General features: G+C 36.3%; 28 protein-coding genes. 27 read left to right on the forward strand and 1 reads right to left on the reverse strand.

Annotation, left to right across the window (positions count from 1 at the left end; translation table 11 throughout):
* The first annotated feature begins 11 nt into the window (after positions 1-11).
* The 3 genes from hisC to aroA are packed head-to-tail and all read left to right on the forward strand — an operon-like array spanning position 12 to position 3520.
* A complete protein-coding gene (gene hisC / locus GH715_RS13255) occupies positions 12-1100 on the forward strand; it encodes a histidinol-phosphate transaminase (protein WP_153836407.1) in 1089 nt (362 codons plus the stop codon).
* A gap of 14 nt (positions 1101-1114) precedes the next feature.
* Positions 1115-2215: a prephenate dehydrogenase gene (locus GH715_RS13260; RefSeq protein WP_205601859.1), complete on the forward strand. Its 1101-nt coding sequence runs from the start codon at positions 1115-1117 to the stop codon at positions 2213-2215.
* Positions 2216-2227: 12 nt separating this feature from the next.
* Positions 2228-3520: a 3-phosphoshikimate 1-carboxyvinyltransferase gene (aroA, locus tag GH715_RS13265; protein WP_153836406.1), complete on the forward strand. Its 1293-nt coding sequence runs from the start codon at positions 2228-2230 to the stop codon at positions 3518-3520.
* Here aroA and GH715_RS13270 read toward each other — a convergent pair.
* A complete protein-coding gene (locus GH715_RS13270; protein ID WP_163578651.1) occupies positions 3509-3847 on the reverse strand; it encodes a hypothetical protein in 339 nt (112 codons plus the stop codon). The two genes, aroA and GH715_RS13270, sit on opposite strands and share 12 nt — an antisense overlap.
* A 362-nt stretch (positions 3848-4209) precedes the next feature.
* On the opposite strand from GH715_RS13270, the gene GH715_RS13275 reads away from it, so the two are divergent.
* The 24 genes from GH715_RS13275 to asnS all read left to right on the forward strand — a co-directional run bounded on the left by GH715_RS13275 (position 4210) and on the right by asnS (position 26292).
* Positions 4210-5481 (forward strand): tetratricopeptide repeat protein, encoded by a 1272-nt coding sequence (locus GH715_RS13275; RefSeq protein WP_153836493.1) that lies wholly within the window; start codon positions 4210-4212, stop codon positions 5479-5481.
* An 18-nt stretch (positions 5482-5499) separates the two neighbouring features.
* Complete coding sequence (locus GH715_RS13280; protein ID WP_153836492.1) at positions 5500-6060, forward strand: ReoY family proteolytic degradation factor; 561 nt, start codon at positions 5500-5502, stop codon at positions 6058-6060.
* A gap of 122 nt (positions 6061-6182) precedes the next feature.
* A complete protein-coding gene (locus GH715_RS13285; protein ID WP_153836491.1) occupies positions 6183-6641 on the forward strand; it encodes a DUF2487 family protein in 459 nt (152 codons plus the stop codon).
* A 143-nt stretch (positions 6642-6784) separates the two neighbouring features.
* A complete protein-coding gene (locus GH715_RS13290) occupies positions 6785-7306 on the forward strand; it encodes a QcrA and Rieske domain-containing protein (RefSeq protein WP_153836490.1) in 522 nt (173 codons plus the stop codon).
* 3 nt (positions 7307-7309) lie between these two features.
* Positions 7310-7984: a menaquinol-cytochrome c reductase cytochrome b subunit gene (gene qcrB, locus GH715_RS13295; protein WP_018933723.1), complete on the forward strand. Its 675-nt coding sequence runs from the start codon at positions 7310-7312 to the stop codon at positions 7982-7984.
* A 27-nt stretch (positions 7985-8011) separates the two neighbouring features.
* Positions 8012-8809 carry a menaquinol-cytochrome c reductase cytochrome b/c subunit gene (locus GH715_RS13300; protein ID WP_163578652.1) on the forward strand — a complete coding sequence of 266 codons (798 nt, stop codon included), beginning with the start codon at positions 8012-8014 and terminating at the stop codon, positions 8807-8809.
* A gap of 144 nt (positions 8810-8953) precedes the next feature.
* Positions 8954-9532: a lipoprotein heptaprenylglyceryl N-acetyltransferase LhaT gene (gene lhaT, locus GH715_RS13305; RefSeq protein ID WP_153836489.1), complete on the forward strand. Its 579-nt coding sequence runs from the start codon at positions 8954-8956 to the stop codon at positions 9530-9532.
* Positions 9533-10291: 759 nt separating this feature from the next.
* Positions 10292-10993, forward strand: a complete 702-nt coding sequence (locus GH715_RS13310; RefSeq protein ID WP_163578653.1) for a sporulation protein YpjB — start codon at positions 10292-10294, stop codon at positions 10991-10993.
* A gap of 77 nt (positions 10994-11070) precedes the next feature.
* Entirely contained in the window at positions 11071-11748 is a 678-nt protein-coding gene (locus GH715_RS13315) for a zinc metallopeptidase (protein WP_153836487.1), read from the forward strand.
* A gap of 67 nt (positions 11749-11815) precedes the next feature.
* The gene (locus tag GH715_RS13320) at positions 11816-12166 is read left to right on the forward strand and encodes a nucleotide pyrophosphohydrolase (RefSeq protein ID WP_153836486.1); all 351 of its coding nucleotides are present in this window, start codon (positions 11816-11818) and stop codon (positions 12164-12166) included.
* Entirely contained in the window at positions 12159-12959 is an 801-nt protein-coding gene (gene dapB, locus GH715_RS13325; protein ID WP_153836485.1) for a 4-hydroxy-tetrahydrodipicolinate reductase, read from the forward strand. Before GH715_RS13320 ends, dapB begins: the two co-directional genes overlap by 8 nt.
* Positions 12960-12971: 12 nt before the next feature.
* Positions 12972-13367, forward strand: a complete 396-nt coding sequence (mgsA, locus tag GH715_RS13330; protein WP_018933730.1) for a methylglyoxal synthase — start codon at positions 12972-12974, stop codon at positions 13365-13367.
* A 26-nt stretch (positions 13368-13393) separates the two neighbouring features.
* Positions 13394-14530 carry an N-acetyl-alpha-D-glucosaminyl L-malate synthase BshA gene (gene bshA, locus GH715_RS13335; RefSeq protein WP_153836484.1) on the forward strand — a complete coding sequence of 379 codons (1137 nt, stop codon included), beginning with the start codon at positions 13394-13396 and terminating at the stop codon, positions 14528-14530.
* Complete coding sequence (locus GH715_RS13340; RefSeq protein ID WP_153836483.1) at positions 14520-15707, forward strand: CCA tRNA nucleotidyltransferase; 1188 nt, start codon at positions 14520-14522, stop codon at positions 15705-15707. Before bshA ends, GH715_RS13340 begins: the two co-directional genes overlap by 11 nt.
* Complete coding sequence (locus GH715_RS13345; protein WP_153836482.1) at positions 15694-16671, forward strand: biotin--[acetyl-CoA-carboxylase] ligase; 978 nt, start codon at positions 15694-15696, stop codon at positions 16669-16671. The genes GH715_RS13340 and GH715_RS13345 overlap by 14 nt, the downstream gene beginning before the upstream one ends.
* Positions 16672-16683: 12 nt before the next feature.
* Entirely contained in the window at positions 16684-17520 is an 837-nt protein-coding gene (gene panB / locus GH715_RS13350) for a 3-methyl-2-oxobutanoate hydroxymethyltransferase (RefSeq protein ID WP_163578655.1), read from the forward strand.
* Positions 17521-17522: 2 nt separating this feature from the next.
* The gene (gene panC / locus GH715_RS13355; protein ID WP_163578656.1) at positions 17523-18395 is read left to right on the forward strand and encodes a pantoate--beta-alanine ligase; all 873 of its coding nucleotides are present in this window, start codon (positions 17523-17525) and stop codon (positions 18393-18395) included.
* Between the two features lie 11 nt (positions 18396-18406).
* On the forward strand, positions 18407-18793 hold the full coding sequence (panD, locus tag GH715_RS13360; RefSeq protein ID WP_153836480.1) for an aspartate 1-decarboxylase: 387 nt from the start codon (positions 18407-18409) through the stop codon (positions 18791-18793).
* A gap of 460 nt (positions 18794-19253) precedes the next feature.
* The gene (gene dinG, locus GH715_RS13365; protein WP_240469392.1) at positions 19254-22094 is read left to right on the forward strand and encodes an ATP-dependent DNA helicase DinG; all 2841 of its coding nucleotides are present in this window, start codon (positions 19254-19256) and stop codon (positions 22092-22094) included.
* Between the two features lie 62 nt (positions 22095-22156).
* Entirely contained in the window at positions 22157-22960 is an 804-nt protein-coding gene (locus GH715_RS13370; RefSeq protein ID WP_153836478.1) for a ComEC/Rec2 family competence protein, read from the forward strand.
* Between the two features lie 145 nt (positions 22961-23105).
* Positions 23106-23282, forward strand: a complete 177-nt coding sequence (locus tag GH715_RS13375) for a YpmA family protein (protein ID WP_083939071.1) — start codon at positions 23106-23108, stop codon at positions 23280-23282.
* Positions 23245-23772 carry a cell wall elongation regulator TseB-like domain-containing protein gene (locus GH715_RS13380; RefSeq protein ID WP_153836477.1) on the forward strand — a complete coding sequence of 176 codons (528 nt, stop codon included), beginning with the start codon at positions 23245-23247 and terminating at the stop codon, positions 23770-23772. Before GH715_RS13375 ends, GH715_RS13380 begins: the two co-directional genes overlap by 38 nt.
* 20 nt (positions 23773-23792) lie before the next feature.
* Positions 23793-24974 (forward strand): pyridoxal phosphate-dependent aminotransferase, encoded by a 1182-nt coding sequence (locus tag GH715_RS13385; RefSeq protein WP_153836476.1) that lies wholly within the window; start codon positions 23793-23795, stop codon positions 24972-24974.
* A gap of 25 nt (positions 24975-24999) precedes the next feature.
* Positions 25000-26292 (forward strand): asparagine--tRNA ligase, encoded by a 1293-nt coding sequence (asnS, locus tag GH715_RS13390; protein WP_153836475.1) that lies wholly within the window; start codon positions 25000-25002, stop codon positions 26290-26292.
* Positions 26293-26591 lie beyond the last annotated feature (299 nt).

The following is a 26591-nucleotide window of genomic DNA, read 5'->3' on the forward strand; positions in this document are numbered from 1 at the left end:
GAGTTATGTCATTGCAAGCAAAACAAGTATTTCAAAATATGTCGCCATATACACCTGGAAAACAAATTGAGGATGTCAAAAAGGAATATGGCTTAACAAGAATAGTTAAATTAGCTTCAAATGAAAATCCATTCGGCTATTCAGATAAAATAAAAGAAGCTATTCCAAAAATGATAGATCACTTGGAGATTTATCCTGATGGGTATGCGACGGCATTAAGAGAAACATTAGCTAAGAAATTAAATGTAGGAGAGAAGCAGCTTATTTTTGGTTGTGGCTCAGATGAAGTTGTTGATATCATTTGTCGCACTTATTTAGAAGAAGGAACAAATACGGTAATGGCAACTCCAACGTTTCCTCAGTATAAACATAATGCTTTAATTCAAGGGGCAAATATTGTAGAAGTACCCTTAATCGATGGTTATCATGATTTAGAAACAATGCTAGAGAAAATCAATAACCAGACAAAAGTTGTGTGGCTTTGTTCCCCTAACAATCCTACTGGTTCATTGATCAGTCGAGATAAGTTAGACTCTTTTTTAGATAGATGTTCTGCAGATGTTATGGTTGTATTGGACGAAGCTTACTATGAATATATCGAAGCTAGTCAAAACCCGGATAGTCTTGGATTATTAAGAAAATATCCGAATTTAGTAATTTTGCGTACCTTTTCTAAAGCATATGGTATCGCTAATCTGCGTGTAGGTTATGGGATTGCATCAGAAGAGGTTGCCACCTATTTAAATATTGCGCGTGGACCGTTTAATACAACATCGATTTCACAATTATCCGCTCTAACAGCGCTTGAAGATGAAGCTTTCTTACAACGTACGTATGAAGAAAATCTTGAGAATAAAAAAGCGTTTATGAAAAGTTGTGATGAGATGGGGTTAAGCTATTATGATTCAGAAGCAAATTTCCTATTTGTGAAATTACCGACTTCAGGTGACGCCTTATTTGATTATTTATTAAGAAAAGGTTTCATCGTTCGCTCTGGTGAGGCATTAGGTCATCCTAATGCCGTACGGATCACCATTGGTTCTAAAGAACAAATGAGTGAATTAGTAACAAACATGAAAGAATATTTAGCATCAATATAAAAGGAGAATAAATCGTGAAGCAAACGGTTTTGATAGCGGGTCTCGGATTAATAGGAGGCTCGCTTGCTTTAAGTATACATGAAACAAAGGAAGTACGATTGATAGGATATGATTCCAATTACAGTACATTGGAATATGCTAAAATGAATAAAATCGTAGATGAAGTTTACAGTGATTTTACTGAGGCCCTACTGCAGGCAGATATTTGTATTTTAGCCGCTCCAGTTTCTGTAACAATAGAGCTGATTAACCATTTGAGTACTATTTCCTTAAATAAATCGCTGATCGTGACAGATGTCGGATCTGTTAAAGGGCCAATTATGGATGCTGCGAGTAAGATCGATTCACCTCACATCTCCTTTATTGGTGGTCACCCGATGGCAGGCTCACACAAGAAAGGAATTCAAGCGGCAAAGAAACATTTGTTTGAAAATGCGATCTATGTACTGTCCCCGACAGAAAGCAGCAGAAAAGAGGATGTAGAACGATTGCAAGCACTATTAACTCCTACAAATAGTAAATTTTTAATTTTAGAACCAGAAGAACATGATGAAATGACCAGTGTTATTTCTCATTTTCCGCACTTAATTGCTTCATCACTTGTTCATCAAGCGAGAAATTGGCAAAAAACACATCCATATATACATAAGCTCGCTGCAGGAGGGTTTCGAGATATTACAAGGATTGCTTCTAGTAACCCCTTAATGTGGAGAGATATATTTTTTCAGAATCGATCCAAAATGAGTCGGTTATTAGCTGATTGGATAGAAGAGATGAAACAGTTAAAAGAGTTGATTGACACAGGAGAAAAAACACAAATCCAGCAATATTTAGAGCAAGCTCGCGAATATCGTGATGGATTGGATAGTAGAAAACAGGGAGCTATTCCATCTTATTATGATTTATATGTTGATATTTTTGACCAACCAGGCGCTATATTGAAAGTAATTGAGTTACTTGCTAATCATGATATTAGTATTAATAATATTGAAATATTGGAGATTAGAGAAGGAATTACTGGTGTGTTACGCTTAAGCTTCCAAAATAAAAATGATCAAGAACTAAGTCAGGCTATTTTGAAGAAAAATCACTATGATACGGTGATTGAAGAATAGGAGAGGAATATCTTGTCACAAAAAGTATTAGCATTTGAACAAAAGACGCTAACGGGGCACATAACGGTTCCAGGAGACAAATCTATTTCTCATCGAGCAGTTATGTTTGGTTCTCTTGCAGAAGGAACAACAAAGATAACTAACTTTTTAGCTGGTGAGGATTGCTTATCAACCATCGAGGCTTTTCAAGCAATGGGGGTTTCTATTAAGCGTGAAGATAATACAGTATTGGTTGAATCAGAAGGGATTAATGGATTGCAAGAACCGGTTCAACCGATTAATCTTGGTAACTCTGGAACAACCGCTCGACTGTTAATGGGAATATTAGCAGGCTTACCTTTCCACTTTACCTTGTATGGTGATGATTCGCTATCGAAACGACCGATGGACCGGATTGTCCATCCGTTACGCGAAATGGGAGCGAAAATTGATGGTCGTGAACAAGGTAGGTTACTTCCAATAGCAATACGAGGTGGGCAATTGTCCCCGATCGATTTCAAACCACCTGTAAAAAGTGCACAGGTTAAATCAGGTGTTTTATTAGCTGGTCTTTTAACAAATGGTGTAACAACTGTTGAAGAAGTAACAAAAACACGTGATCATACGGAAAATATGCTACAAGCGTTTGGTGCTGATATTAATGTGGAGGGTACAAAAGTAAAAATAACAGGTAATAAAAAATTAACAGGCTGTGATATCGAAGTACCTGGAGATATTTCATCTGCTGCATTTTTCTTGGTAGCTGCTGCTATTACAGAAGGAAGTCATGTGACTATAGAAAATGTGGGACTGAATCCAACTAGAACAGGAATCATAGATGTCTTAAATATGATGGGTGTTTCCATCGATGTTGTGGAGAAAAGAACAATTGGCGGGGAGCCAATTGGAGATATTACGGTACGGAATTCAAAACCAAAAGCTACTGTTATAGAAGGGGATATTATCCCTCGAATTATTGATGAAATTCCTGTTATTGCATTATTGGCGACACAAGCAACTGGTCAAACCATTATAAAGGATGCTGAAGAATTGCGTTTTAAAGAAACAGACCGGATTGAATCAGTGGTCCATACATTATCCAAGTTAGGTGCGACCATTACTGGAACTAAAGATGGAATGATCATCGAGGGCAATACCAAGCTACATGGCGGTGTAACCGAATCATTTGGTGATCATCGGATTGGTATGATGATTGCAGTTGCCTCTCTTTTAACAGATGAAAAAGTAGAATTACATGATGACGAATGTATCGCAATTTCTTATCCAACTTTTTTCGAAGACTTACACTCCTTATTATCCAACTAAACCAAAAGCTCCAAGTTTAGTATAATACTGAACTTGGAGCTTTTGCTGCTTAGGCAAAATCCATAAACTGCGAAGTAATTTAGACATGGATTTGCTCTCTGCTACTCTGAATTTTGATGAGTGCATGATCGTCGCTGCGGAAAAATACTCCCTTTCCGGGGGCACGGCCTCAGCTAAATTGGTGAAGAAAACCACTTCACCAATTGGATCTTCGGCTCGCGCTATTCCCCCAGGAGTGTCGCATTTTTCCGCAGCTTTGATTAGTATTTTGGATAAGTGAGAAGAAGTCCCTTGATTATATATCCGAAGATTTTCTTTTTCCAACAATGAGAACATTAGAAACAGCGGAGGCAGAGTACGGAGACTCCTATGGGACAGCGCGAGCTGAAGATCCCGCAGGAAAGTGATCTCTGCTTTCCGAGGAAGCTGAAGCCGTGCCCATGGAAAGCGCAGTACTCTGCCGGAGCGAATGCTAGCACTCACCTTAAATCAGAATGGGAGGAAGCTACCCCAAGACAAATTTTCACAACTTCGCAGTTGTTATCTAATGCGTATCTTATTGAGATCGTGCAGGGACGGACTATGTATATAATTTTTTTGATCTTACAAATTGTCTTAGTTGCTCGATTGGATGTTATTCGATAAGATGAATAGTTAGAAGTATACGTTATAAAGAAAGGTTGAAATCATTGAATACGATTGAACAAGCAATTGAAATGATCCATGCAGGGGAAGTAGAAGAAGCTTTATCATTGCTGAATGAAACGGCAATTTCAGCTGATATAGATACGAAGCTTGAGATTTCTCAGATCTTTGTAGAATTAGGAAATCATGATTTAGCACAAGAAGTTTTAGAAGATGTCTTAAACACGGAGCCAGGTAATAGTGAGGCAAAATTATTATTAGCAGATATAATGATTGATGATAATAAAGACGAACAAGCGATTGAACTTCTGAATGAAATACAAGATGGTGATGATAATTTCTTGCAGGCACTAGTGCAGCTAGCAGACCTATATCAAGCACAAGGGCTATTTGAAGTAGCAGAACAAAAGCTGTTGATAGCTAAAAATATTGCACCAGACGAACCAATCATTGACTTTGCATTAGGTGAATTATTATTTTCTTCAGGAGAATATCATAAATCAATTGTTTATTATGAAAAACTAAAAAGCAAAACCGAAGAATTTGCCGGTGTTAACATTGCCAGTCGCTTAGCAGAAGCATATGCATTAAATGGTGAATTTGAATCTTCTCTTCATCACTATCAATCATTAGATACCGAAGATCCTGAAACCCTTTTTCGTTATGGTTTTTTAGCATATAAATCTGAGCGATATGAAATAGCAATTCAGGCTTGGGAAAAATTATTGGAAGAAGAATTAGAATATCCTTCTGTCTATTTGTATTTAGCGAAGGCATATGAAGAAGAAGGTATGCTTGATGAGGCATATCAAGCGGGTAATCAAGGGGTAGAAATGGACCCGTTTAATAAAGAAATGTGGTTTACCGCAGGCAGAATCACTTTAAAAACTGGCAACACAGATCGGGCATTTGATTTAGTGAAAAAAGCAATATCGTTAGATAATGAATACCAGGAAGCACTTTTGTTCCTCGTTGAAGCCTATAAAAAACGGGAAGACTATGCTGAAATTATCCACTTACTAACTGAACAGGTTGAGATTGAACCGTTAGATGGAATTTTTTATTGGGAGCTTGCGAAAGCTTATAATGAGGAAGAAGAGTTTAAACAGGCATTAAATGCATACCAAAATGCATACACTAAAATAAAGCAAGATACCGACTTCTTAAAAGATTATGGATATTTTCTAGTAGAAGAAGGGAGGACCAGTTTAGCTCTAGAAATATTTGAAGAGTATCTGGTTTTAGAGCCATCAGATTTCGATATTCAACAATATGCCGAAAGGCTGAAAGATCAAAATAATGATACTCTCTTTTAAATGGAGGGGAAGTGAAAATTGGAAACTTCAATTCGTGTGGAGGATAAGAAATCATTTATTCAGTGGTTTTTAGGGAATTATCAACTAAAAAAAAGAGAAAGTGTTTGGATTCTTAATTATTTATTAAACCATGAACAATTATTGGAGCATGTTCATTTTGTGTTAGAAGCACGATTCTGTCCAAGAGCTATGATTATTTCAACACATTGTTCAAAAGAAATAGCTTTTCGCTTTTATAAAAAGCATATTGTAACAACAGATGCGGATAAATCGTTTCATGATATTCGATTACATGCCAAAGAACCTATATATATCCAACTTAATTTTAAAGATTCCAAACAGTGTATCCCTTATATGAAAGTATTGGAGGATAATCCGTTTATTCCTGATGACTACTTCTTGACTAAAAGCGATAAAAAGATGGCAGAAGAATGGTTAGCATATTCGTTATATGAATATAAAAGAGAAATGTTACTCCAAAACATAAATGAGGCATTAGATCAAAAAAATCAACAATTATTTGAACATTACTCTGATCAATTGAAGAAACTGGAAGCATCCTATATTATTAAGAAGTGAACAGATTGCTTGAACGGGACCCCATTCCGAACGGGTTATTCCGTTTCTTTTTGTGAATTTTTTCAACTTGGCATCACGCCAAGTTTTTCATGTTCTAGTAACGCTAATGAGGAGGATAATAGATGCGGTGGAAAAAGAAAGATCTGAATATGTTTTTTCAATCAAAAGAATATATTGATACACTCTGTGTACCATTAATACCGTTGGATTTACAAACAGAGTCGGAGGCAACCAAATTAGCTGATCAATATACGTCATTACAGATTATATCAGATGAATTAGAAAGAAATTATACGGGTAGAATAATGCTAAGTCCAGCTTATACATATATACGAAGCACAAACTATGAGAACGAGAGTGCTATGCTTAATAAATGGACAAGCATGTTTTCCAATGATCATTTTAACCATATATTTCTCCTTACATATGATGTGAATTGGAAAAAACATGAACGTATGCTAGATAGTAACTTGATATGGCTAACGGCTACTTCTATTGATGATTATCAATCGGACCAGACGAAAAAATGGATAAACGAACAAGTAATCCAGATTAGTGAATTGATCAGAAGCTATTGGTAACAGTTGTTTGTTAATAGAAAATAAATAATATAAATTAGATTTTATTGACCAGTTCAAAAGTTTACGCTATCATAGTAATGTCCTAGTAATATAGAAGAGTTTATAATCCATGAAGTCGGAATATGTGTAGAGGGGGGTAAATGATGTCAGAGAAAAAACAACAAGTGTCCCGTCGTCAATTTCTAAATTATTCATTAACAGGCGTCGGCGGTTTTATGGCTGCTAGTATGTTAGCACCAATGGTTCGCTTTGCTATTGATCCAGTTTTACAAGCTACTGGCGGAGAAGATATGCATGCTGTAGTTGATGTATCAGAAATTACCGAAGAGCCTCAACGTTTTGATTGGACCGTTGAGCAAGTCGACGCTTGGTATACATCGGACGTAACTCACAGTGCATGGGTTTACAAAGATGAGAATGATGAAATCGTAGCGCTATCACCAACATGTAAACACTTAGGATGTGCAGTAAATTGGGCTGGTAATCCAGATTATCCTGATCAATTTTTCTGCCCATGTCATGATGGTCGTTATTACAAAAATGGTTTGAATGTCCCGAATACACCGCCAAACGCGGCATTAGATTTATTTGAATACGAAGTAAAAGACGGAACATTATATCTAGGAAATGTTAAAGAGAATCCGGTTCAGGAAGGAGGGGCTTAATAAATGCTACAGAAGATTTATGACTGGATTGATGATCGTGTAGACATAACGCCGCTGTGGCGAGATATTGCAGATCACGAAGTACCAGAGCATGTTAACCCTGCACATCATTTTTCTGCGTTCGTATATTGCTTTGGAGGCTTAACTTTCTTTGTAACAGTCATCCAAATTTTATCAGGTATGTTTTTAACGATGTATTACGTACCAGATATTGAAAATGCATGGCGCTCTGTCTATTATCTACAAACAGAAGTAGCACATGGACAAATCGTAAGAGGTATGCACCACTGGGGTGCGAGTGTAGTTATTGTAATGCTATTTTTACATACGTTGCGTGTTTTCTTTCAAGGTGCTTATAAGAAACCACGTGAGCTTAACTGGATGGTAGGTGTCCTTCTTTTCTTTGTTATGCTTGCATTAGGATTAACAGGGTACCTATTACCATGGGACAATAAAGCATACTTTGCAACTGTAGTAACACTTGAAATTGCGGAAGGTGTTCCGTTCATAGGAGAAATGGCAAAAACATTACTTAATGGTGATCCATCTATTGTCGGGGCCCAAACTTTAGCTAGATTCTTTGCGATTCATGTGTTCTTCTTACCAGCAGCACTATTCGTGTTGATGGCTATTCACTTTATCATGATCCGTAAACAAGGGATTTCTGGTCCGCTATAAACTAGAGCTAAAGAAGGAGGGATAGCAGTGAAACGAGGAAAAGGGATGAAGTTTGTTGGCGATTCACGTGTTACAGCTGACAAACAGAAGTTTATTCCGAAAGATTATTCGGAATATCCTGGTAGAACAGAAGCGTTTTGGCCAAATTACTTATTAAAAGAGTGGTTAGTAGGAGCGGTATTTTTAGTAGGTTTCTTATGTCTAACCATTGCACACCCTGCACCATTAGAGAAAATGGCTGATCCTACTGATACTAGTTATTTACCATTACCAGACTGGTATTTCTTATTTTTATATCAATTACTGAAATATAAATTTGCAAGTGCTCAATTCTTTGTATTGGGTGCAATAGTTATTCCTGGACTTGCATTTGGTGCGCTGTTCTTAGCACCATTCCTAGACAAAGGAAAAGAGCGCCGTCCACATAAACGACCAATTGCAACAGGATTAATGCTTCTTAGTTTTGCTGCAGTCTTCTGGTTAACGTATGAAGCAGCAGCACACGTTGACTGGGAAGAAAAAGCAGAAAACAATAAACCAGAGTTGCCTGAAGATCAACCATCTGTCGAAATAGATGAGTCTGCTCCAGGTTATGCACTGTATGAAGAGAACAGCTGTATTAATTGTCATGGTGGAGATCTTGCCGGTGGGGGAGCTGCACCAGGTTTAATTGGCATAGAGCATAGTGTTGACGAAATTAAAGATATTGCTGTTAATGGTGTTGGTTCAATGCCCGCCGATCAGTTCCAAGGTACCGAAGAAGAATTACAACAGCTTGCTGAGTTTATTGTATCAGTAAACGAAGAAGCTTCAGCAGAAGAATAAATAAAAACCCTCGCTCGAAATACGCTTGAGCGAGGGTTTTTAATCGATATTTTTGTAAATTGTTTTGAAGTAGTATTATTCTCTACCAACACAATGAGAGAATAATCAATTCAAAATTAGTGAATTGCAGAGGAGAAAGATATAATGATTCATAAGATTTTGTTCCATCCTTATTTTATTGCTCTTTTATTCATTGTGAATCTACTAGGTACTATTTATGGATACTTCTGGTATGGTAACCAACTAAGTGATACACCTGTACAATTTCTTGCCTTTGTACCTGACAGCCCAACAGCTAGTCTGTTTTTTACATTGTTTTTACTTTTTTTGTTAATAGGGAAGCATGTACCAATTATTGAAGCATTAGCATTTACTTCACTTGTTAAATATGGGACATGGGCTGTTGTGATGAACTTATTAACTCTTTATATTAGTGGAGATTTAAGTTGGCAAGGGTATATGTTAATCGCTTCTCATGGAGCGATGGCTATTCAAGCATTTTTGTATGCACCACTTTATAAAATTAAATTGGGCCATTTAGCGATTGCCTCCATCTGGTTATTACATAATGAGTTAATCGATTACGTATATGGTATGATGCCTGTTTATGGTAGCTTAGCTGATTACCAACAACATATCGGCTACTTTACTTTTTGGCTATCTATTATCACTATCTTCACCGTTTACCAGATATCGGTAAAGAAAAATATTAGACAATTATAACCAGAACCATGAAACCAAACGCCATAGCCCACTTAATGTATATAAGATCATACTGTGCAGTCACCTAAGCGATAATTTTGAAATATATCGTGATGATAACTACCACTCCGGCTGCCCACTTCCCTTTCCGTGAGGTTTGTCCTTCAGCTAACTTTTTCAAGCAAAAACCGCTCGAAAAAGTGGATCTTCAGGTCAAACAGGTCCCACAGGAGTGGAAGTGGGCGGCCTTCGTTAAGGTATTCTCCACAACACTTATCCGAAATCAGCCAGTTGATTTCTCCACCATATGTAACAGAATTACAGCCGATTAGAACTGCAGTAAAACAAAAAAATTTAGATCCGTGCATTCATTCCTTTCTATAATCAGAGAACCAAAATAGCGTAGGCAGAATACGGAGACTCCTGTGGGATCAGCACGAGCCGAAGATCCACTTGGTAAAGTGGTTTTCTTTACCAAGTTAGCTGAGGCCGTGCCCACGGAAAGCGCAGTATTCTGCCGAAGCGGTAATCAGTACACTCTCTATGGGAGGATGGACAGTGCAGATTTTCATGAGAGTTACTGCGCAGCTTATGGATTTTGTGCTATTATTAAATATTTTTTTCTTGAAGAGAATGATTCTTTTTTTATATTAATGAATTAAATAACACGATTTCATGGGGTTTTTGATTGGATAGCATTAGAATGCATAACTGCTACAGATCTTTCATACATTTTTAAAAAGAAAGATGGAAGAAGGGGTAGTTGTGCGAATTATTTATGTGTTTTCATTTTTTTTCATCTCAATAGTAATACAAGCTTTTCATCCATTCGATCTTTCTGCTCAAGATCATGATCATTATATGTACACCTTTGAACGGCTTGTACAAGAGCAACGTTATGATGTTGCGGTTCAAATTATCGAGAATAATCAAACCACCATTTTACAGAGAGTTGCAGAAGAAAAGAGAACATATGAACCAGTAATGAAAGAATACATTGATAAATGTCTCCATGTACTTCAAGATGAGCAAACAACGGAATCTAAGAAAACGTTAGTAGCGCAACAAACCATTATTTTATGGGATGCTATGACTTCAGATAGTGCTCCATTATGGACATCTTGGAAGTATGAATTAGATAATAAAATGAATAAACTATTAGATCAGGAGCATGTAAGGCAAGCTGAAATGGAGGAGATTGTCTATTATGTGGAGGCAATATCCCCAGTTGTGAAATTGCATTTAAATGATGAACAATATCAAGATTATCAACAGTCATTAAGTGTCATAACGAATAGCCATCAATCATATAACGAAAGGGAATTAGAAGAATCATTTTCACAAATCTCTAAGCTTAATATTGACACGCTTCATAATGCAAATGCTCATTATACTAAGTGGCTAATATTTATCGTATTCGGTTTTATTTTCCTGAGTTTATCTTATGTTGCCTGGGCAAAATACAGAGGCGAATCAGTATAAACATTTTAATTGACATAATGTCACTGTTTGACTAAAATTGACCTTAGAAAGATGTTATTTTTGATGGAGGAATGAAAATGCTAGGATATTTTGTCTATCTTGCTATATTAATTCTTGTGCCACTGTGGGCACAATCGAAAGTGAAAAGCACCTATAAAAAGTATTCACAAGTCATGAATTCTAACATGGTAACAGGTGCACAAGTCGCTAGAAAGATCTTAGATGATAATGGGTTATACGATGTAAATATAGAGGAAACAAAAGGTATGTTGTCTGATCATTATGATCCTCGCAAAAAGGTAGTTCGTTTATCCAGTGACAACTATCATGGTTATTCAGCAGCAGCAGCAGCCATTGCTGCTCATGAAGTAGGGCATGCAATACAAGATGCTGAATCATACGCATTTTTACGCTTTCGCCATGCATTAGTACCGATTGCTGGTCTAGGAGATAAAATGTCCTTTATCTTTATCCTAGCCGGAATATTCTTAGGAATGATGGACTTAGTACTAGTTGGGGTAATCTTTATGTCGTTTGCGGTTCTTTTCCAACTGGTGACATTACCTGTAGAATTTGATGCCTCTAACCGTGCAATGGGGCAACTCATTTCTTCCGGAATCATCCGTAATAATGAAGAACGACAAACGAAAAAAGTACTAAATGCAGCAGCATTAACCTATGTTGCAGCAGCACTCGTTGCGGTAGCAGAGTTAATCCGTTTTGCTTCGATGTTTTTACTTGCAAATGAAGATTAATATTAAATATGATGAAAGACAGATGTGTACACATCTGTCTTTTTACTTTATCTCTGGAGGGTGTTAAATGTATAATAAAGAAAATATGCAAGATATGCAAAAGAGAGTAGATCAGTATATTTCACAATTTGAAGAAGGTTATTTTTCACCATTAAGTATGCTTGCACGTTTCACAGAGGAAATTGGTGAGCTAGCACGAGAAGTAAACCATCATTATGGTGAAAAGCCAAAGAAAAAATCTGAAGACGATAATACGATCGAAGCAGAATTGGGAGATATTCTCTTTGTGATGATTTGTTTTGCTAACTCGCAAAATATTAGTTTAAGTGACGCCTTTGCAAAAACAATGAATAAAATCGAAACAAGAGACAAAGATCGTTGGACAAGAATAGTGAATCAGGAGGATAACGATGAATAAAGTAAAAGTAATTGTTGCAGGACCTAGAGGAAAGATGGGTAGCGAAGCTTTAAGAATGATTGAAAAACAAGAAGACTTGGAATTAGTTGCTTGTTTAGATCATAAATTTGAAGGTAAACAAATAAAAGAGTTTGAAGAGTTACCAAATTTAGATGCTGCAATCTATAACGATATTGAAACATGTTTTCAATCCGTAGAGGCAGATGTATTAGTCGATCTAACTACACCTGAATTTGGATATATACATACCAAGACCGCCATTAATTATGGTATTAGACCAGTAGTCGGTACTACTGGCTTTACAGATGATCAATTACAAGAGCTGACTGATTTGGCAGAAGAAAGAGAAGTTGGGGTTATCATTGCACCGAACTTTGCTTTAGGTGCGGTGCTGATGATGCAATTTGCGAAATGGGCAGCTAAATATTTTCCAGATGTTGAAATCATTGAAAAACATCATGATAATAAACTGGATGCTCCATCCGGAACTGCAGTTAAAACAGCATCATTAATAAAAGAAGTACGAGAAACGAAAAATCAAGGTCATCCTGATGAAAAAGAAACGATTGTTGGTGCAAGAGGTGCTGATGTCGATGGTATGAGGATTCATAGTATGCGTTTACCAGGTTTAGTTGCACATCAAGAAGTGGTATTCGGTTCTACAGGAGAGAATCTCACCATCAAACATGATTCGTTTCACCGCAGTTCCTTTATGACAGGAGTCAAACTAGCGATTGATAATGTCATGAAACTCGATATTTTAGTTTATGGATTAGAGAATATACTTGAATAGGGAGAGAGCCAAATGAATATAGCTTTAATTGCACATGATAAAAAGAAAACGGATATGGTTAATTTTACGGTAGCTTATTCAGCAATATTGAAAAATCATACATTATATGCAACAGGCACAACTGGTAAAAGAATTAACGAAGCAACAGGTCTAGCTATTCAACGCTTTGAGTCTGGACCATTAGGTGGCGATCAGCAAATTGGGGCAAAAATTGCCACGAACGAAATGGATCTTGTTATATTTTTCCGTGATCCATTAACAGCTCAGCCCCATGAGCCAGATATAAGTGCACTGATGCGTTTATGCGATGTTTATCAAATTCCTCTTGTAACTAATTTAGGAGGAGCAGAGGTCATGATAAGAGCGCTTGATGCAGGCTTTTTTGAATGGCGTAATATAAAGTCCTAAATACAAAATAATAGGTGGGTTGCCACATGCTAAAAATAGGAATTATCTGTTATCCATCTGTAGGTGGATCTGGAATTATTGCGACCGAGTTAGGTAAGATGCTAGCAAAACAAGGACATGAAATCCATTTTATTACATCTAGTGTTCCATTTCGTTTGAATTCATTTAATCCTAATATATATTTTCACGAAGTAGAGTTAAATCATTATCCTGTTTTTCAATATCCACCTTACGATTTAGCTTTGGCAACGAAAGTAGCAGAAGTCATAGATACGGAAGAATTAGATATTATTCATGCTCACTATGCAGTGCCACATGCAATTTGTGCTATTTTAGCAAAGCAAATGGCAAAGCACCCAGTTAAAATCGTTACGACATTGCATGGTACAGATATTACCGTACTGGGAATTGATCTAAGTTTGAAAAAGATGATTCAATTTGGTATCGAACAGTCAGATGCGGTTACCGCTGTATCTCATAGCCTAGTGAACCAAACGAAAGAGATGTTAGGGATTAAGCGTCCTATTCATGTCATTTATAACTTTGTGAATGAACAGGAATACCAAGCACAAAGTAAGGAAGAATTGAAACAAGAATTTGGGATTCAAAAAAATGAGAAAGTATTGATTCATATTTCTAATTTTCGAAAAGTAAAACGGTTAGAAGATGTTATTCACACCTTTGCAACCGTGTATAAAGAGACTCCTTCTCGGCTACTGTTAATTGGCGATGGTCCTGAATACGGTAGAATATATGATCTAGTTCGAGAATTACAATTGGATCATGTAGTCCATTTCCTTGGTAAACAGAAGAATATTCCTTGTTTGCTTTCCATTGCAGATATTAAATTACTATTATCTGAGAAAGAGAGCTTTGGACTTGTCTTATTAGAAGCAATGGCTTGCGGTGTTCCCTGTATTGGTTCCAATATTGGAGGAATTCCTGAAGTTATTGAAGACGGGGTGACAGGTTATATAGAAGAACTGGGAGATATTGATGCTTTTGCTGCAAGAACGCTAGAGTTAGTTAATGATATGGATAAATGGCATTCATTTTCAGCCAAGGCAAAAGAACGAGTCGTACAACATTTTTCATCGGATAAGATTAAACAGCAATATGAAGCGTTGTATGCTGAGGTGTTAGGTGAAAACAATGAAAGCTGAACTATTTAAATTAGCCCAACAAGTAGTCCAAGAAATTCGAAACTCCGGATTTCAAGCATATATTGTTGGTGGTGCTGTTAGAGATTTGCTACTTGATAGAACTGTTGATGATATTGATATCGCAACATCAGCTTATCCTGATCAAATACAGAAAATATTCCCAAAGGTAATACCTACTGGGATTGAGCACGGTACTGTACTAGTACGTTATCAAAGCACATCCTTTGAAGTGACGACATTTCGAACCGAAACAAGTTATAGTGACTTTCGAAGACCAGATGCAGTAAGCTTTGTTACGGATTTAAAGGAAGACCTTGCAAGAAGAGATTTTACTATGAACGCCATAGCGATGGATCAATCATTACAGTTGATTGATCCATATCATGGCCAAACCGACATCAACAATAAATTGATTCGTACTGTCGGAAGAGCGCAGGAGCGTTTTTTAGAAGATCCTTTAAGAATGATGCGAGCAATCCGTTTTCAGAGTCAATTAGGATTTGAATTGGCCACTGAAGTTTTACAAGCTATCGATGATAATAGAAAATGGCTAGACAAAATTGCGGTGGAAAGAATTGCAGTAGAATGGGAAAAAACGTTAAAAGGCACCTATTTCCACGATGCAAAACAATCACTATTTCGGACAGGTTTAGTCAATCACATACCCATTTTATCTGAAAATAGTGACATACAAGAGTCATTTCAAACGTTGCATGGTCCACTGCCAAGCTTTGCGTCATTCATCGCTTATATGAATTTAAACGTATCAGACATTGCTATTTCTGATTGGACAAATAAGTGGAAACTATCCAATCAAATCAAAAAATCTAGCCGTTTATTAGTTCAACTTGTTCAAGATTACCCAAAAGAGCCATTCAATTGGGTGCTGTATCGCTTACCCGAAGATTTAATTGAAGAATTCACCATATTGTGTGAGTTGTTTCACAAGGATGCATTTACGCAAGAAGAAATTAAAATGTTACAAAAGAACTTAGTAATCAAAGATAGAAGTGAGTTAGCGATTAATGGACAAGATATTATTTCCTTTTTCCCTAATCGAGCTAAAGGCTCTTGGATTCAGAACATGCTTCTTGAAACGGAGAAGGCAGTTGTTTCAGAATTAATAAAAAATGATAAAAATGGTATAAGAGAGTGGTTACAATATGACAAACAATAAACGCCACGAATTAATTTCCATATTGGCGGAACAAGAAGATCGATATATATCTGGACAGGCCTTGTCTGAGAAATTAGACGTATCCCGTACTGCTATTTGGAAACATATAAATGAATTGAAAAAAGATGGCTATCAATTTGATTCAGTGCCTAAAAAAGGCTATCGTCTAGTATCTAAGCCAGAACAACTCAATGAAAGTACAATTAAATGGGGATTAGAAACAGACTGGTTGGGTAAACGTATTGATTTCAGACAAGAATTAGCGTCTACACAGGATTTAGCGCATGCTTTAGCAAGAAAAGGTGCAGAACATGGTACGGTTGTTACGACAAGCAAACAATTATCTGGTCGTGGACGAATGGACCGGCGCTGGGTTTCTGATCATGATGGCGGAATATGGATGAGTATCATTCTCAGACCTAGCATTCCTCCACATCAGGCATCCCAAATGACGTTATTTGTAGCTGTTACCCTAGTAGACACACTCGAGCGAGTCACAGGACAAAAGATCCAAATTAAATGGCCGAATGACCTTTTTATCGATGGAAGAAAAATCTCTGGAATCTTAACCGAAATGCAAGCAGAATTGGAAGCCATTCAGTATTTAATCATTGGTTTCGGAATTAATGTCAATCAGTTGACTTCAGATTTTCCCGAAGAACTAAAAGAAAAATCTACTTCTCTTCGGATTGCTTCTGGACAGGAATGGAATCGGCGAGAAATGATTCAGCATATTTTACAGGATTTCGAAATAGCTTATCAGTTCTATTTGCAAACCGGTTTTGAACCAATCAAATCAAAATGGTTAGAGCACGCTTATAAATTAAATGAAAAAATCCATGTAAAAACAAACCAAGAAGAGTATGATGCTACTGTCAATGGGATAACGGATGATGGGGCATTAGTTGTACTAAAGGACAATCAGGATGAAAAGGTTATTTATAGTGCAGAAATTACATGGTAAGGGGTGATGAAAGTGAAAAATACAATCCAATTTCAAAAGATGAAAAAGAACAGTGAAAAAATCACTATGATCACAGCATATGACTATCCAGCCGCAAAATTAGCAGAAGAAGCGGAAGTTGATATGCTATTAGTTGGTGATTCTCTCGGGATGGTCGTATTAGGCTATCAATCAACGATCGAGGTTACGGTAGAAGATATGATCCATCATGGAAAAGCTGTTACACGAGGTGCCCCAAATACATTTACTGTTATTGATATGCCTTTTATGTCTTATCACTTATCAATAGAAAAAGCAATGGAGAATGCACAGCAAATGATGCAGCAGACAAATGCACACGCGTTAAAAGTCGAAGGTGCCTCGACAAATACTTTAAAGCTGATCGAGAAACTAACAGAAGCAGGTGTACCAGTAGTTGGCCATTTAGGTTTAACGCCACAATCAGTTCATGTGTTAGGTGGTTATCGAATCCAAGGGAAAGATAAGGAAACAGCTAAACAGTTAATAGAAGATGCGAAAAAGTTGGAAAATAGTGGAGCATTCAGTGTAGTATTAGAATGTGTACCAGATCGATTAGCCAAACATATAAGTCAACAATTATCGATACCAACTATCGGTATAGGAGCAGGCAAGGATTGTGATGGACAAGTGCTTGTTTATCATGATATTTTACATTATGGAGTAGATTTTCAGCCTTCATTCGTAAAAGTATATCATCAAGTTGGTTCAGATATTAAATCAGCGATTCAACAGTATCATAAACAAGTGAAATCCGGTGAATTCCCAAGCAGAGAACATACATTCGTTATGAGTGAACAGCTAGCTGCTGATTTGAATTTGGAGGAATAAAAGTGGAAATTGTACGTACTGTTAACGAAATGATAGCTATTACAGACAGATTGAAACAGGAGAATAAAACGATCGGTTTCGTCCCTACCATGGGCTATTTACATGAAGGCCATACTACATTGATGGATGAGAGCAAAAAGTATGCAGATGTGTTAATTGCAAGTATTTTTGTAAACCCATTACAGTTCGGGCCAGGTGAAGATTTTGAACGCTATCCAAGAGATGAAGAACGCGATCAAGAGATTGCTGAACAACATAGTGTCGACATTTTATTTTTGCCTACGGTGGACGAAATGTATCCTCAGGAGGCAACGATTAAACTTCATGTACAGAAACGAACGGATGTATTATGTGGTAAAAGTCGACCAGGCCATTTCGACGGTGTTGCCACCGTTTTGACAAAGCTTTTTCATCTAACAAAAGCAGATTTTACTTTTTTTGGTCTCAAAGATGCACAACAAGTTGCTGTTGTAAAAGGACTTATAGATGATTTCAATTTCCGTACCAAACTAATTGCAGTGCCTACAGTAAGAGAGTTAGATGGTTTGGCTAAGAGCAGTCGGAATGTTTACCTGTCTGAAGAGGAAAGGAAAGAAGCCGCTCACTTATATAAAGCATTATGTACAGGACAGCAATTAATCATTGACGGTGAAAAAAATCCTGTTATGATTATAGAGGAAGTAAAAAAATATTTAGATAGAGAAACAAACGGTAAAATTGAGTATGTAGATTTGTTAACTTTTCCATCCTTAAAGCCAATAGGTAGTATTGATCAACAAGTCATCATTGCTGTAGCTGTTCAATTTACGAAAGCACGGTTAATTGACAATCTTATCATAAGTGAGAATGGAACTGTACCTAAAGCAATTGTTTAGGGGGAACGATTATGTTACGTACTATGATGAAATCAAAAATTCATCGCGCACGTGTAACAGAGGCAAACTTAAATTATGTAGGTAGTATTACGATTGATGAAGAAATTTTAGATAAAGTAGGTATTTTACCTCATGAAAAAGTGCAAATTGTAAACAACAATAATGGAGCACGCTTGGAGACATATGTAATTGCTGGAGAAAGAGGCAGTAAGGTATTTTGTTTAAATGGTGCAGCTGCTCGTCTTGTTCAGCCTGATGATATTATAATAGTCGTTTCATACGGCATCATATCAGACGAAGAGCTAAAAGAATTCAAACCAAAAGTGGCTGTAATGGATGAGCACAACAATATAAAAGAAATCTTAGAGCAAGAACCACCATTATCAAGCCTTTCATGAAAACAAACTCTTATCCACCAAGATAAGAGTTTGTTTTTTGAAAATAGCAACTAACGATGTACAGTATCTATATACTGCATCTATATACTGCGCAGTAACGAGGAAAAGGAATTGCTCTCTGCTATTCTTCAATTAGAGAGTACATGCAAACCGCTCCGGCAGAATACTCCGCTATTGTTGTGCTCTGATTATAGAAAGGATAGAACTCATGGAACTAAATTCTTTGAATTTCTTGTCACTTGATCAGAATTGTATACTAAGATGTGGATAATGCGACACTTCCGGAACTACATATGGTGGGGAAATCGATTGGTTGATTTCGGATTAGTGTTGTGGAGAATAGCTTAACGAAGGCCGCCCACTTCCACTCCTGTGGGAACTGTTTGGCCTGAAGATCCACTTTTTCGAGCGGTTTTTGCTTGAAAAAGTTAGCTGAAGGGCAAACCCCACGGAAAGGGAAGTGGGCAGCCGAAGTGGTAGTTATCATCACAATATATTTCAAAATTATCGCTTAGGTGACCGCACATCTAATTACCACATTACTTCGCAGTTTTTATCTAGTGTGAACTATGGTCAAGCGAATGTTTATATATTTATTTGTCAGAAGTTGCTAATAATAAATGGAAATGTAATATCAAGTATCGGGGATGATCCTTTGCAAAAATTTGTTGTAATAGATGTCGAAACTACTGGACAATCCGCATCAAAAGGTGACCGAATAATTGAAATAGCTTTAGTAGTAATCGAAAACAACCAAATTACACAACAGTATAATCAACTAGTTAATCCAGAACAACCTATTCCAACCTTTATTTCACAATTAACTTCTATAACTGATGAAGATGTGGAAACACAACCTGTATTCGCTGAAATTGTTCCCGAGTTTAAAGGTTTACTGGATAATGCTATTTTAGTGGCACACAATGTACCATTTGACTTAACTTTTTTAAATGAAGAGCTTGAACGAGTAGGTGAATTCAAAATTCACCCTTATGTTGTCGATACGGTCGAACTAGCAAGAATTTTATTACCAAAAGCACCTAGCTATAAATTAAATGAATTAGCTGAATATTTAATGATCAGTCATGCTAATCCACATCGGGCGATATCAGATGCACTGGTAACAGCTGATTTACTAATTATGCTAATAAACAAATTGCAAAGCTTACCGGAGAATGTCATCCAGCAAATGTTATCAATATCTCACCCTTTACGTACAGATTTTGCTATATTGTGTGAGTCATTAGATCAACAAGCGATTCGCACAGATATAGAAGAAATTAGAGGTTTTTCTTTAAAGAAACAAGAAGAAATAAAGGAAGAAGAAGCTTATATTTCGCAAGACTTTTCTGCATATTTAGATGAAATATATGGTGATCATGGCAAACTTGCACAAGCCTATGTCCGATACGAGAAACGAAACGCACAAGTCTTCATTAGTGAAAAGATATATGATCATTTTCGAATGAATGAGCATGCACTTATCGAAGCGGAAACAGGTGTCGGGAAAACCATTGGATATTTAATTCCGGCTGTTTATGAAGCACTAAATCACCATAATAAAGTAGTGATTAGTACAACTAATACTAACTTACAGTCTCAATTAATCGATCAAGATTTAGCAAAACTAGATTTACCGGTTCGAACAGCTATTATGAAAGGAAAAAGTCATTATTTAAGCTTACAAAATTTCGAGCAATTCTTTCATGATTCTAATTATCGTTCTTATCAGGATATATTGCTAAAAGCGATGATTATCGTCTGGCTTACGGAAACAACGACAGGTGATTTAGATGAAATACAATTTCCGGTTGAAAAACACCCTGTTTTTTATCAAATTGTTGTCAATAACGAAAAAGCGAATGAAATGTGGAAGGATTATTGTTTCTATCAAAGAATGATAAAAACAGCAACAGAAGCTTCGATCATAGTCACCAACCATTCTCTGTTAGCAATTGACATGTTAGCAGATAAGCCCATTCTGCCTGCGTATCAAAGATTAATTATTGATGAAGCACATCAACTGGAACAAATGGCAACCAATTATCTTGGAGATTCTTTAAGCTATTTTGAATTAACTCACTTTTATCAACAGTTGGAAAAAAGTGATGTTAAAAGTACAAGTCTTCAACAATCTATAGATACGGTTAAATATGAAACAGATATATTATTCCGTCAGTTATATCAATATGTCAAAGAACAGAATAAAAAACAGAAAAATGTTACAGATGTAGGGCGTTTAAAAACTGTTTGGAACCATGATGAACAAATAGAACTTGTTGACAGCGTTTATCGAACAATCATGGTAATCAAAGATTTAGCACAATTATTCCCAGAAGATATAACGGATGAGAAGGAACAAATCTTACACGTAGAAGAACTGCTTCGTCAGCTATTGATTGAAGAAAAACAGGAAGCTGTTACATGGCTGGAAATTGATCAACAAGGTGCAGAGAATGCTGTATTTATTCAGCACGAACCATTTTCAGTTAAGAATATATTACAATCTTATTTATTTCGGGAAAAGCAATCGATTATATTAATTAGTGCTACTCTAACCATGAACCAATCATTCCGATATATAAAAGAAAGACTAGGGCTTGATACGGAGCATACGAAAGAGTATATTGTTGAACATCATTTTGACTATCAGAACCATGTAGAGCTTATGATACCTAACGATCTTCCGGCTATACAATATCCTAATAATGACGACTTTATCTTTGCGATTAATGAAGCGATTATTTCGATTGCCGAGAAGACGAAGGGGAGAATGTTAGTACTGTTTACTTCGTATGACATGTTGCGAAAAAGCTATTTTATTTTAAAAGAAACAGATCTGTTAATGGACTATATGATTATTGGGCAAGGTGTTTCGACAGGCAGCAGGAATCGATTAATTAAACAATTTCAAGCATTTGAAAAATCGATTCTGTTAGGTACAAATGCTTATTGGCAGGGCATTGACATTCCAGGTAATGATTTGTCGTGCTTAATCATTGTGAAGCTACCTTTTCAGTCACCACAAGATCCAGTATATATAAAAAAAGCAGATTATTTTAAATCAAAAGGAATGAATCCGTTTATGGAATTAGCTTTACCACAAGCGGTATTGCAATTCAAACAAGGATTTGGCAGACTAATACGAAAAGATACAGATCATGGTATGATTTTTGTCTTTGATGAAAGAATCATGACCAAACGGTATGGTAAGACATTTATTCAATCAATACCTGACATTCCTATTCATTATGAAACCATGCAAGACTTACTAAATCGTGTAAGTAAAAAATGGCTATGATAAACTTCCGTATTTGTGAAAACCTACATGTATAATCAAAAATCAAAGAGGTAGGTTTCCTAATGATAAAACATTTGTTCTGCTCCATATTATTATTGGTTAGTCCGACGTTACTAGCTATACCTGATATACCAAAATTAAATACTGATGAATTAGACATCATATTTTTTAATGTACCACACGGTGAAGCAAGTTTATTAACGAATCATAACGGTGAGCACATTTTAGTGAATACAGCTTCTAAACGTAGTCAAAAAACATTATATCAGCAATTAAGTAAACTACATGTCGACAAAATTGACACGATTGTTGTAACAAACCAATCAGAAGAATATACAGGAAATTTATTGTATTTTTTGGAACATTATCAAGTCGAAAAACTAATCATTCCTTCGAACATGAATGTGGAATTTTTAGAAGCTGTCGAGGTTGAAACTTGGAAGCTTAACGAAGAGTTTTCTCTCTGGGAAGATGTAAATATCCGTCCGTTGGATGAAACTAAGGATGGAGATATTTCTTTTTTAATGCGATATGGAAAAGAGTCCATTTTGTTTTTGAATGACAAAGAAACGACCATTGAACAAAAATTAATTGAGCAGACCGTTGATGTAGATATATTAAAAGTAGCTGCTTTCGGTAGTGGACATTCACCGTCCCAAAACTTTCTGGAACATATCGATCCATATATGAGTATCATTTTTCCAAGTCAAACACATAAGATTAATGAATCATTAATTGAGCGGTTAAACGCAACTTGGATTGATGTTTACTTTTTAAAACAGTCTGGTACCGTATTTGTCCGATTAAATAAGGATGACTACGAAATTCTTACGGAAAATAGTTCAGTCAGCCTGTTACCTTCTTAAATAACCATATATATTTTAAAATATACCATGTTTTCAGTTGAAAAATTGATCAAAGTCTATCAAAATAAATAAAAGAATGTCTTTTTACACAATAGGGAAAGAGATCATCGCTTTCCCTATCTTATATCTGTTGGAGGTGTCTTAAATAAGCCATTCAAAAATTACTACACTGTCTACTGTTCAGCTGACATATGCGGACGATTTGTATAAAATTGTCGATAGTCTAAATCGAACGTTGAAAGAAGAAAATCTTATGTTTGGATTAACACTAAGTGAGGATAATGATGAAAAAGCAATCTTTACCATTTATCGAACGCAGTAAATTATGGATTTTTGTATCAATAATTTTTATCTTTTTATTGATCGCTTCGTACTATTTTATTTCGCTTTACCAAGACGTAATAAATAGTAAAACAGAACATTTTGATGAGGTGAGAACTTTAGCATTGGATAATACTTCACTAGATGTGATACATAGTATTGAACGATTTCATGGCGATCAATTATACTATGTGGTAGATGGTGAAACGAATGATAATCAAGCCACGTTAGTATATATGTATCAGCCGGAAGAGGAATGGGAATATGATATTTATAATAAAGAATCCCTTTATGCTGAAGATATTCTCTTATCCGAATGGCGTGATCGATGTACATCATGTGAGTTGTTAGGTTCAACAATTGGATTAGATAGTGGCTATCCTGTTCTCGAAATTAAATACCTTGATACATCAGATAGACTGGTGTATGAACATGTATTACTAGAGGACAAAACGCACTATCGATTAACTTTAAAGCCATCATTTCAATAATAGAAAGGTGATTAAAGAGTATGGAATTAGCAAACAGAGTACAAACATTAACTCCATCATCAACGCTTGCTATTACAGCAAAAGCTAAAGAATTAAGACAAGCAGGACATGATGTGATTGGTTTAGGTGCAGGAGAACCTGATTTTAATACACCAGAACACATTTTAGAAGCAGCATCTAAAGCCATGTATGAAGGTTTTACTAAATATACTCCAGCCGGAGGAACGATTGAATTAAAGCAGGCTATTCAGAAAAAAATGCAGCAAGATCAAGGATTAGCCTACGATCTTGACCAAATTATTGTAACAATTGGTGCAAAACATGCACTATACACTTTATTTCAAGTGTTACTCAATAAAGAAGATGAAGTGATTGTTCCAGCACCATACTGGGTAAGTTATCCTGAACAAATTAAATTAGCAGAAGGTAAACCGGTATTTGTAGATGCACAAGAAGAAAATGAATTTAAATTAACACCGGAACAATTAGAAAATGCTATAACAGAGAAAACAAAAGCAGTTATCATCAATTCTCCTAGTAACCCAACAGGTGTTATGTATGAGAAAGAAGAATTAGAAGCTTTAGGTGAAGTATGCCTCAAGCATAATATTTTAATCGTTTCAGATGAAATTTATGAAAAATTAACCTATACAGCAACAAAACATGTATCTGTTGCAGAGATTTCACCAAAATTAAAAGAACAGACTGTTATCATTAACGGAGTTTCCAAGTCACATTCAATGACAGGATGGAGAATTGGTTATGCTGTTGGGAACAAACAACTTATTAAAGCAATGTCCAATTTAGCATCACATTCTACATCAAATCCAACGTCGATTGCACAAGTAGCAGCAGAAGCAGCTTACAGAGGCTCACAAAATCCAGTAACCGATATGCGTGAAGCATTTAGTGAACGACTAGAAAAATTATATGAATGGTTAGTGGCTATACCAGGAATCGAATGTGTAAAACCAAAAGGAGCTTTCTATCTGTTCCCAAATGTGAAGAAAGCAGTGGAAATGAATGGCTTCGATACGGTCGACGATTGGGTTACAGCTTTATTAGAAGAAGAAAAAGTAGCATTAGTTCCAGGCTCAGGATTTGGTGCACCAAATAATGTTCGTCTTTCCTATGCTATTTCATTAGAACAACTAGAAGAAGCAGCAAATCGGGTTAAACGATTTGTTGAAAATCACCAATAAGTACGAACGATAGTGGAGGATTTTTATGAAAACAACAATTAATCAGGTAGCAAATTATCTTAATCAAGAGGTGACCATCGGTGTTTGGCTTGCCAATAAACGTTCCAGTGGTAAAATCGCTTTTCTACAATTGCGTGATGGTACTGGCTTCATTCAAGGAGTAGTCGTAAAAGCTGAAGTATCAGAAGAAACTTTCCAATTGGCAAAGTCGATCACCCAGGAATCATCGTTGTATGTTACGGGAACGATTGTAGAGGATACTCGATCACCATTTGGATATGAAATGCAAGTGAAAGAAATAGAGGTTATCCATGAAGCAACAGATTATCCGATTACACCGAAAGAACACGGTACAGAATTCTTAATGGATCACCGGCATTTATGGTTGCGATCTAAGAAACAACATGCCATTATGAAAATTAGGGATCAAATCATCCAAGCAACTTATCAATTTTTCCAAAAGGAAGGTTTTGTTAAAGTTGATCCGCCAATTTTAACTGGTTCAGCTGCTGAAGGCACGACTGAGTTATTTCATACCCAATATTTTGACGAAGAGGCTTATCTGTCTCAAAGTGGTCAATTATATATGGAAGCAGCAGCTATGGCACTAGGACGTGTATTCTCATTTGGTCCAACATTCAGAGCCGAGAAATCAAAAACAAGAAGACACTTAATTGAATTTTGGATGATTGAACCTGAAATGGCTTTTGTAACACATGAAGAAAGCTTAGAAATACAGGAAAATTATGTACACTTTATTATTGAATCCGTGTTGAAAAATTGTACATTGGAGCTTAAAACATTGGAGAGAAATCTAGACGCTCTTGAAAAAGTCAAAGCACCATTTCCGCGTATCACCTATGATAAAGCTATTGAAATGTTAAAGGAAAAAGGATTTACTGATATCGAATGGGGAGAAGACTTTGGTGCTCCACATGAGACTGCTATTGCTGAAAGCTTTGATCAACCAGTGTTTATTACCCACTATCCGAAAGATATTAAAGCTTTTTATATGAAACCTGATCCTGAGCGTGAAGATGTTGTGTTATGTGCTGACTTAATTGCACCAGAGGGTTATGGTGAAATCATTGGTGGATCTGCGAGAATTGATGATCTGTCGTTAATGAAACAACGTTATGAAGAGCATAACCTTTCAGGAGATGCTTATCAATGGTACCTAGATTTACGTAAATACGGTAGTGTACCACATGCTGGATTCGGATTGGGATTAGAACGAACTGTTGCATGGATCAGTGGTGTTGAACACGTTAGAGAAACAATACCGTTCCCAAGACTATTAAACCGTTTATACCCATAAGTATAGATAATCCTTTGCTAAACGTGCAAAGGATTATCTATTTTATAAAGAAAATCTAGAAAACCTACGCAAAATTCATAAACTGCGAAGTAACTTAGATATGGATTTGCTCTTTTCCCGTATTCGCACTGCATGAAGAGATAATTTTGACATATATTGTGATGATAACTACCACTCCGGCTGCCCACTTCCCTTTCCGTGGGGTTTGCCCTTCAGGTGCGGCCGAGCATAGGTCGTAACATATAGCGGGTGGGATTCCCGCCAAGTAAGAACTAGCCATTCACTTGTAGCGAGTCTTG

Source organism: Gracilibacillus thailandensis (assembly GCF_010994055.1).
GTDB lineage: Bacteria > Bacillota > Bacilli > Bacillales > Amphibacillaceae > Gracilibacillus > Gracilibacillus lacisalsi.

Bases quoted from the DNA above. Each gene is read 5' to 3' on its own strand.
- GH715_RS13285 (WP_153836491.1), top strand. From the start codon at position 6,183: ATGCGGTGGAAAAAGAAAGATCTGAATATGTTTTTTCAATCAAAAGAA.
- GH715_RS13290 (WP_153836490.1), top strand. From the start codon at position 6,785: ATGTCAGAGAAAAAACAACAAGTGTCCCGTCGTCAATTTCTAAATTAT.
- qcrB (WP_018933723.1), top strand. From the start codon at position 7,310: ATGCTACAGAAGATTTATGACTGGATTGATGATCGTGTAGACATAACG.
- lhaT (WP_153836489.1), top strand. From the start codon at position 8,954: ATGATTCATAAGATTTTGTTCCATCCTTATTTTATTGCTCTTTTATTC.
- GH715_RS13315 (WP_153836487.1), top strand. From the start codon at position 11,071: ATGCTAGGATATTTTGTCTATCTTGCTATATTAATTCTTGTGCCACTG.
- GH715_RS13320 (WP_153836486.1), top strand. From the start codon at position 11,816: ATGTATAATAAAGAAAATATGCAAGATATGCAAAAGAGAGTAGATCAG.
- dapB (WP_153836485.1), top strand. From the start codon at position 12,159: ATGAATAAAGTAAAAGTAATTGTTGCAGGACCTAGAGGAAAGATGGGT.
- mgsA (WP_018933730.1), top strand. From the start codon at position 12,972: ATGAATATAGCTTTAATTGCACATGATAAAAAGAAAACGGATATGGTT.
- bshA (WP_153836484.1), top strand. From the start codon at position 13,394: ATGCTAAAAATAGGAATTATCTGTTATCCATCTGTAGGTGGATCTGGA.
- GH715_RS13340 (WP_153836483.1), top strand. From the start codon at position 14,520: ATGAAAGCTGAACTATTTAAATTAGCCCAACAAGTAGTCCAAGAAATT.
- GH715_RS13345 (WP_153836482.1), top strand. From the start codon at position 15,694: ATGACAAACAATAAACGCCACGAATTAATTTCCATATTGGCGGAACAA.
- panD (WP_153836480.1), top strand. From the start codon at position 18,407: ATGTTACGTACTATGATGAAATCAAAAATTCATCGCGCACGTGTAACA.
- GH715_RS13370 (WP_153836478.1), top strand. From the start codon at position 22,157: ATGATAAAACATTTGTTCTGCTCCATATTATTATTGGTTAGTCCGACG.
- GH715_RS13380 (WP_153836477.1), top strand. From the start codon at position 23,245: ATGAAAAAGCAATCTTTACCATTTATCGAACGCAGTAAATTATGGATT.
- GH715_RS13385 (WP_153836476.1), top strand. From the start codon at position 23,793: ATGGAATTAGCAAACAGAGTACAAACATTAACTCCATCATCAACGCTT.
- asnS (WP_153836475.1), top strand. From the start codon at position 25,000: ATGAAAACAACAATTAATCAGGTAGCAAATTATCTTAATCAAGAGGTG.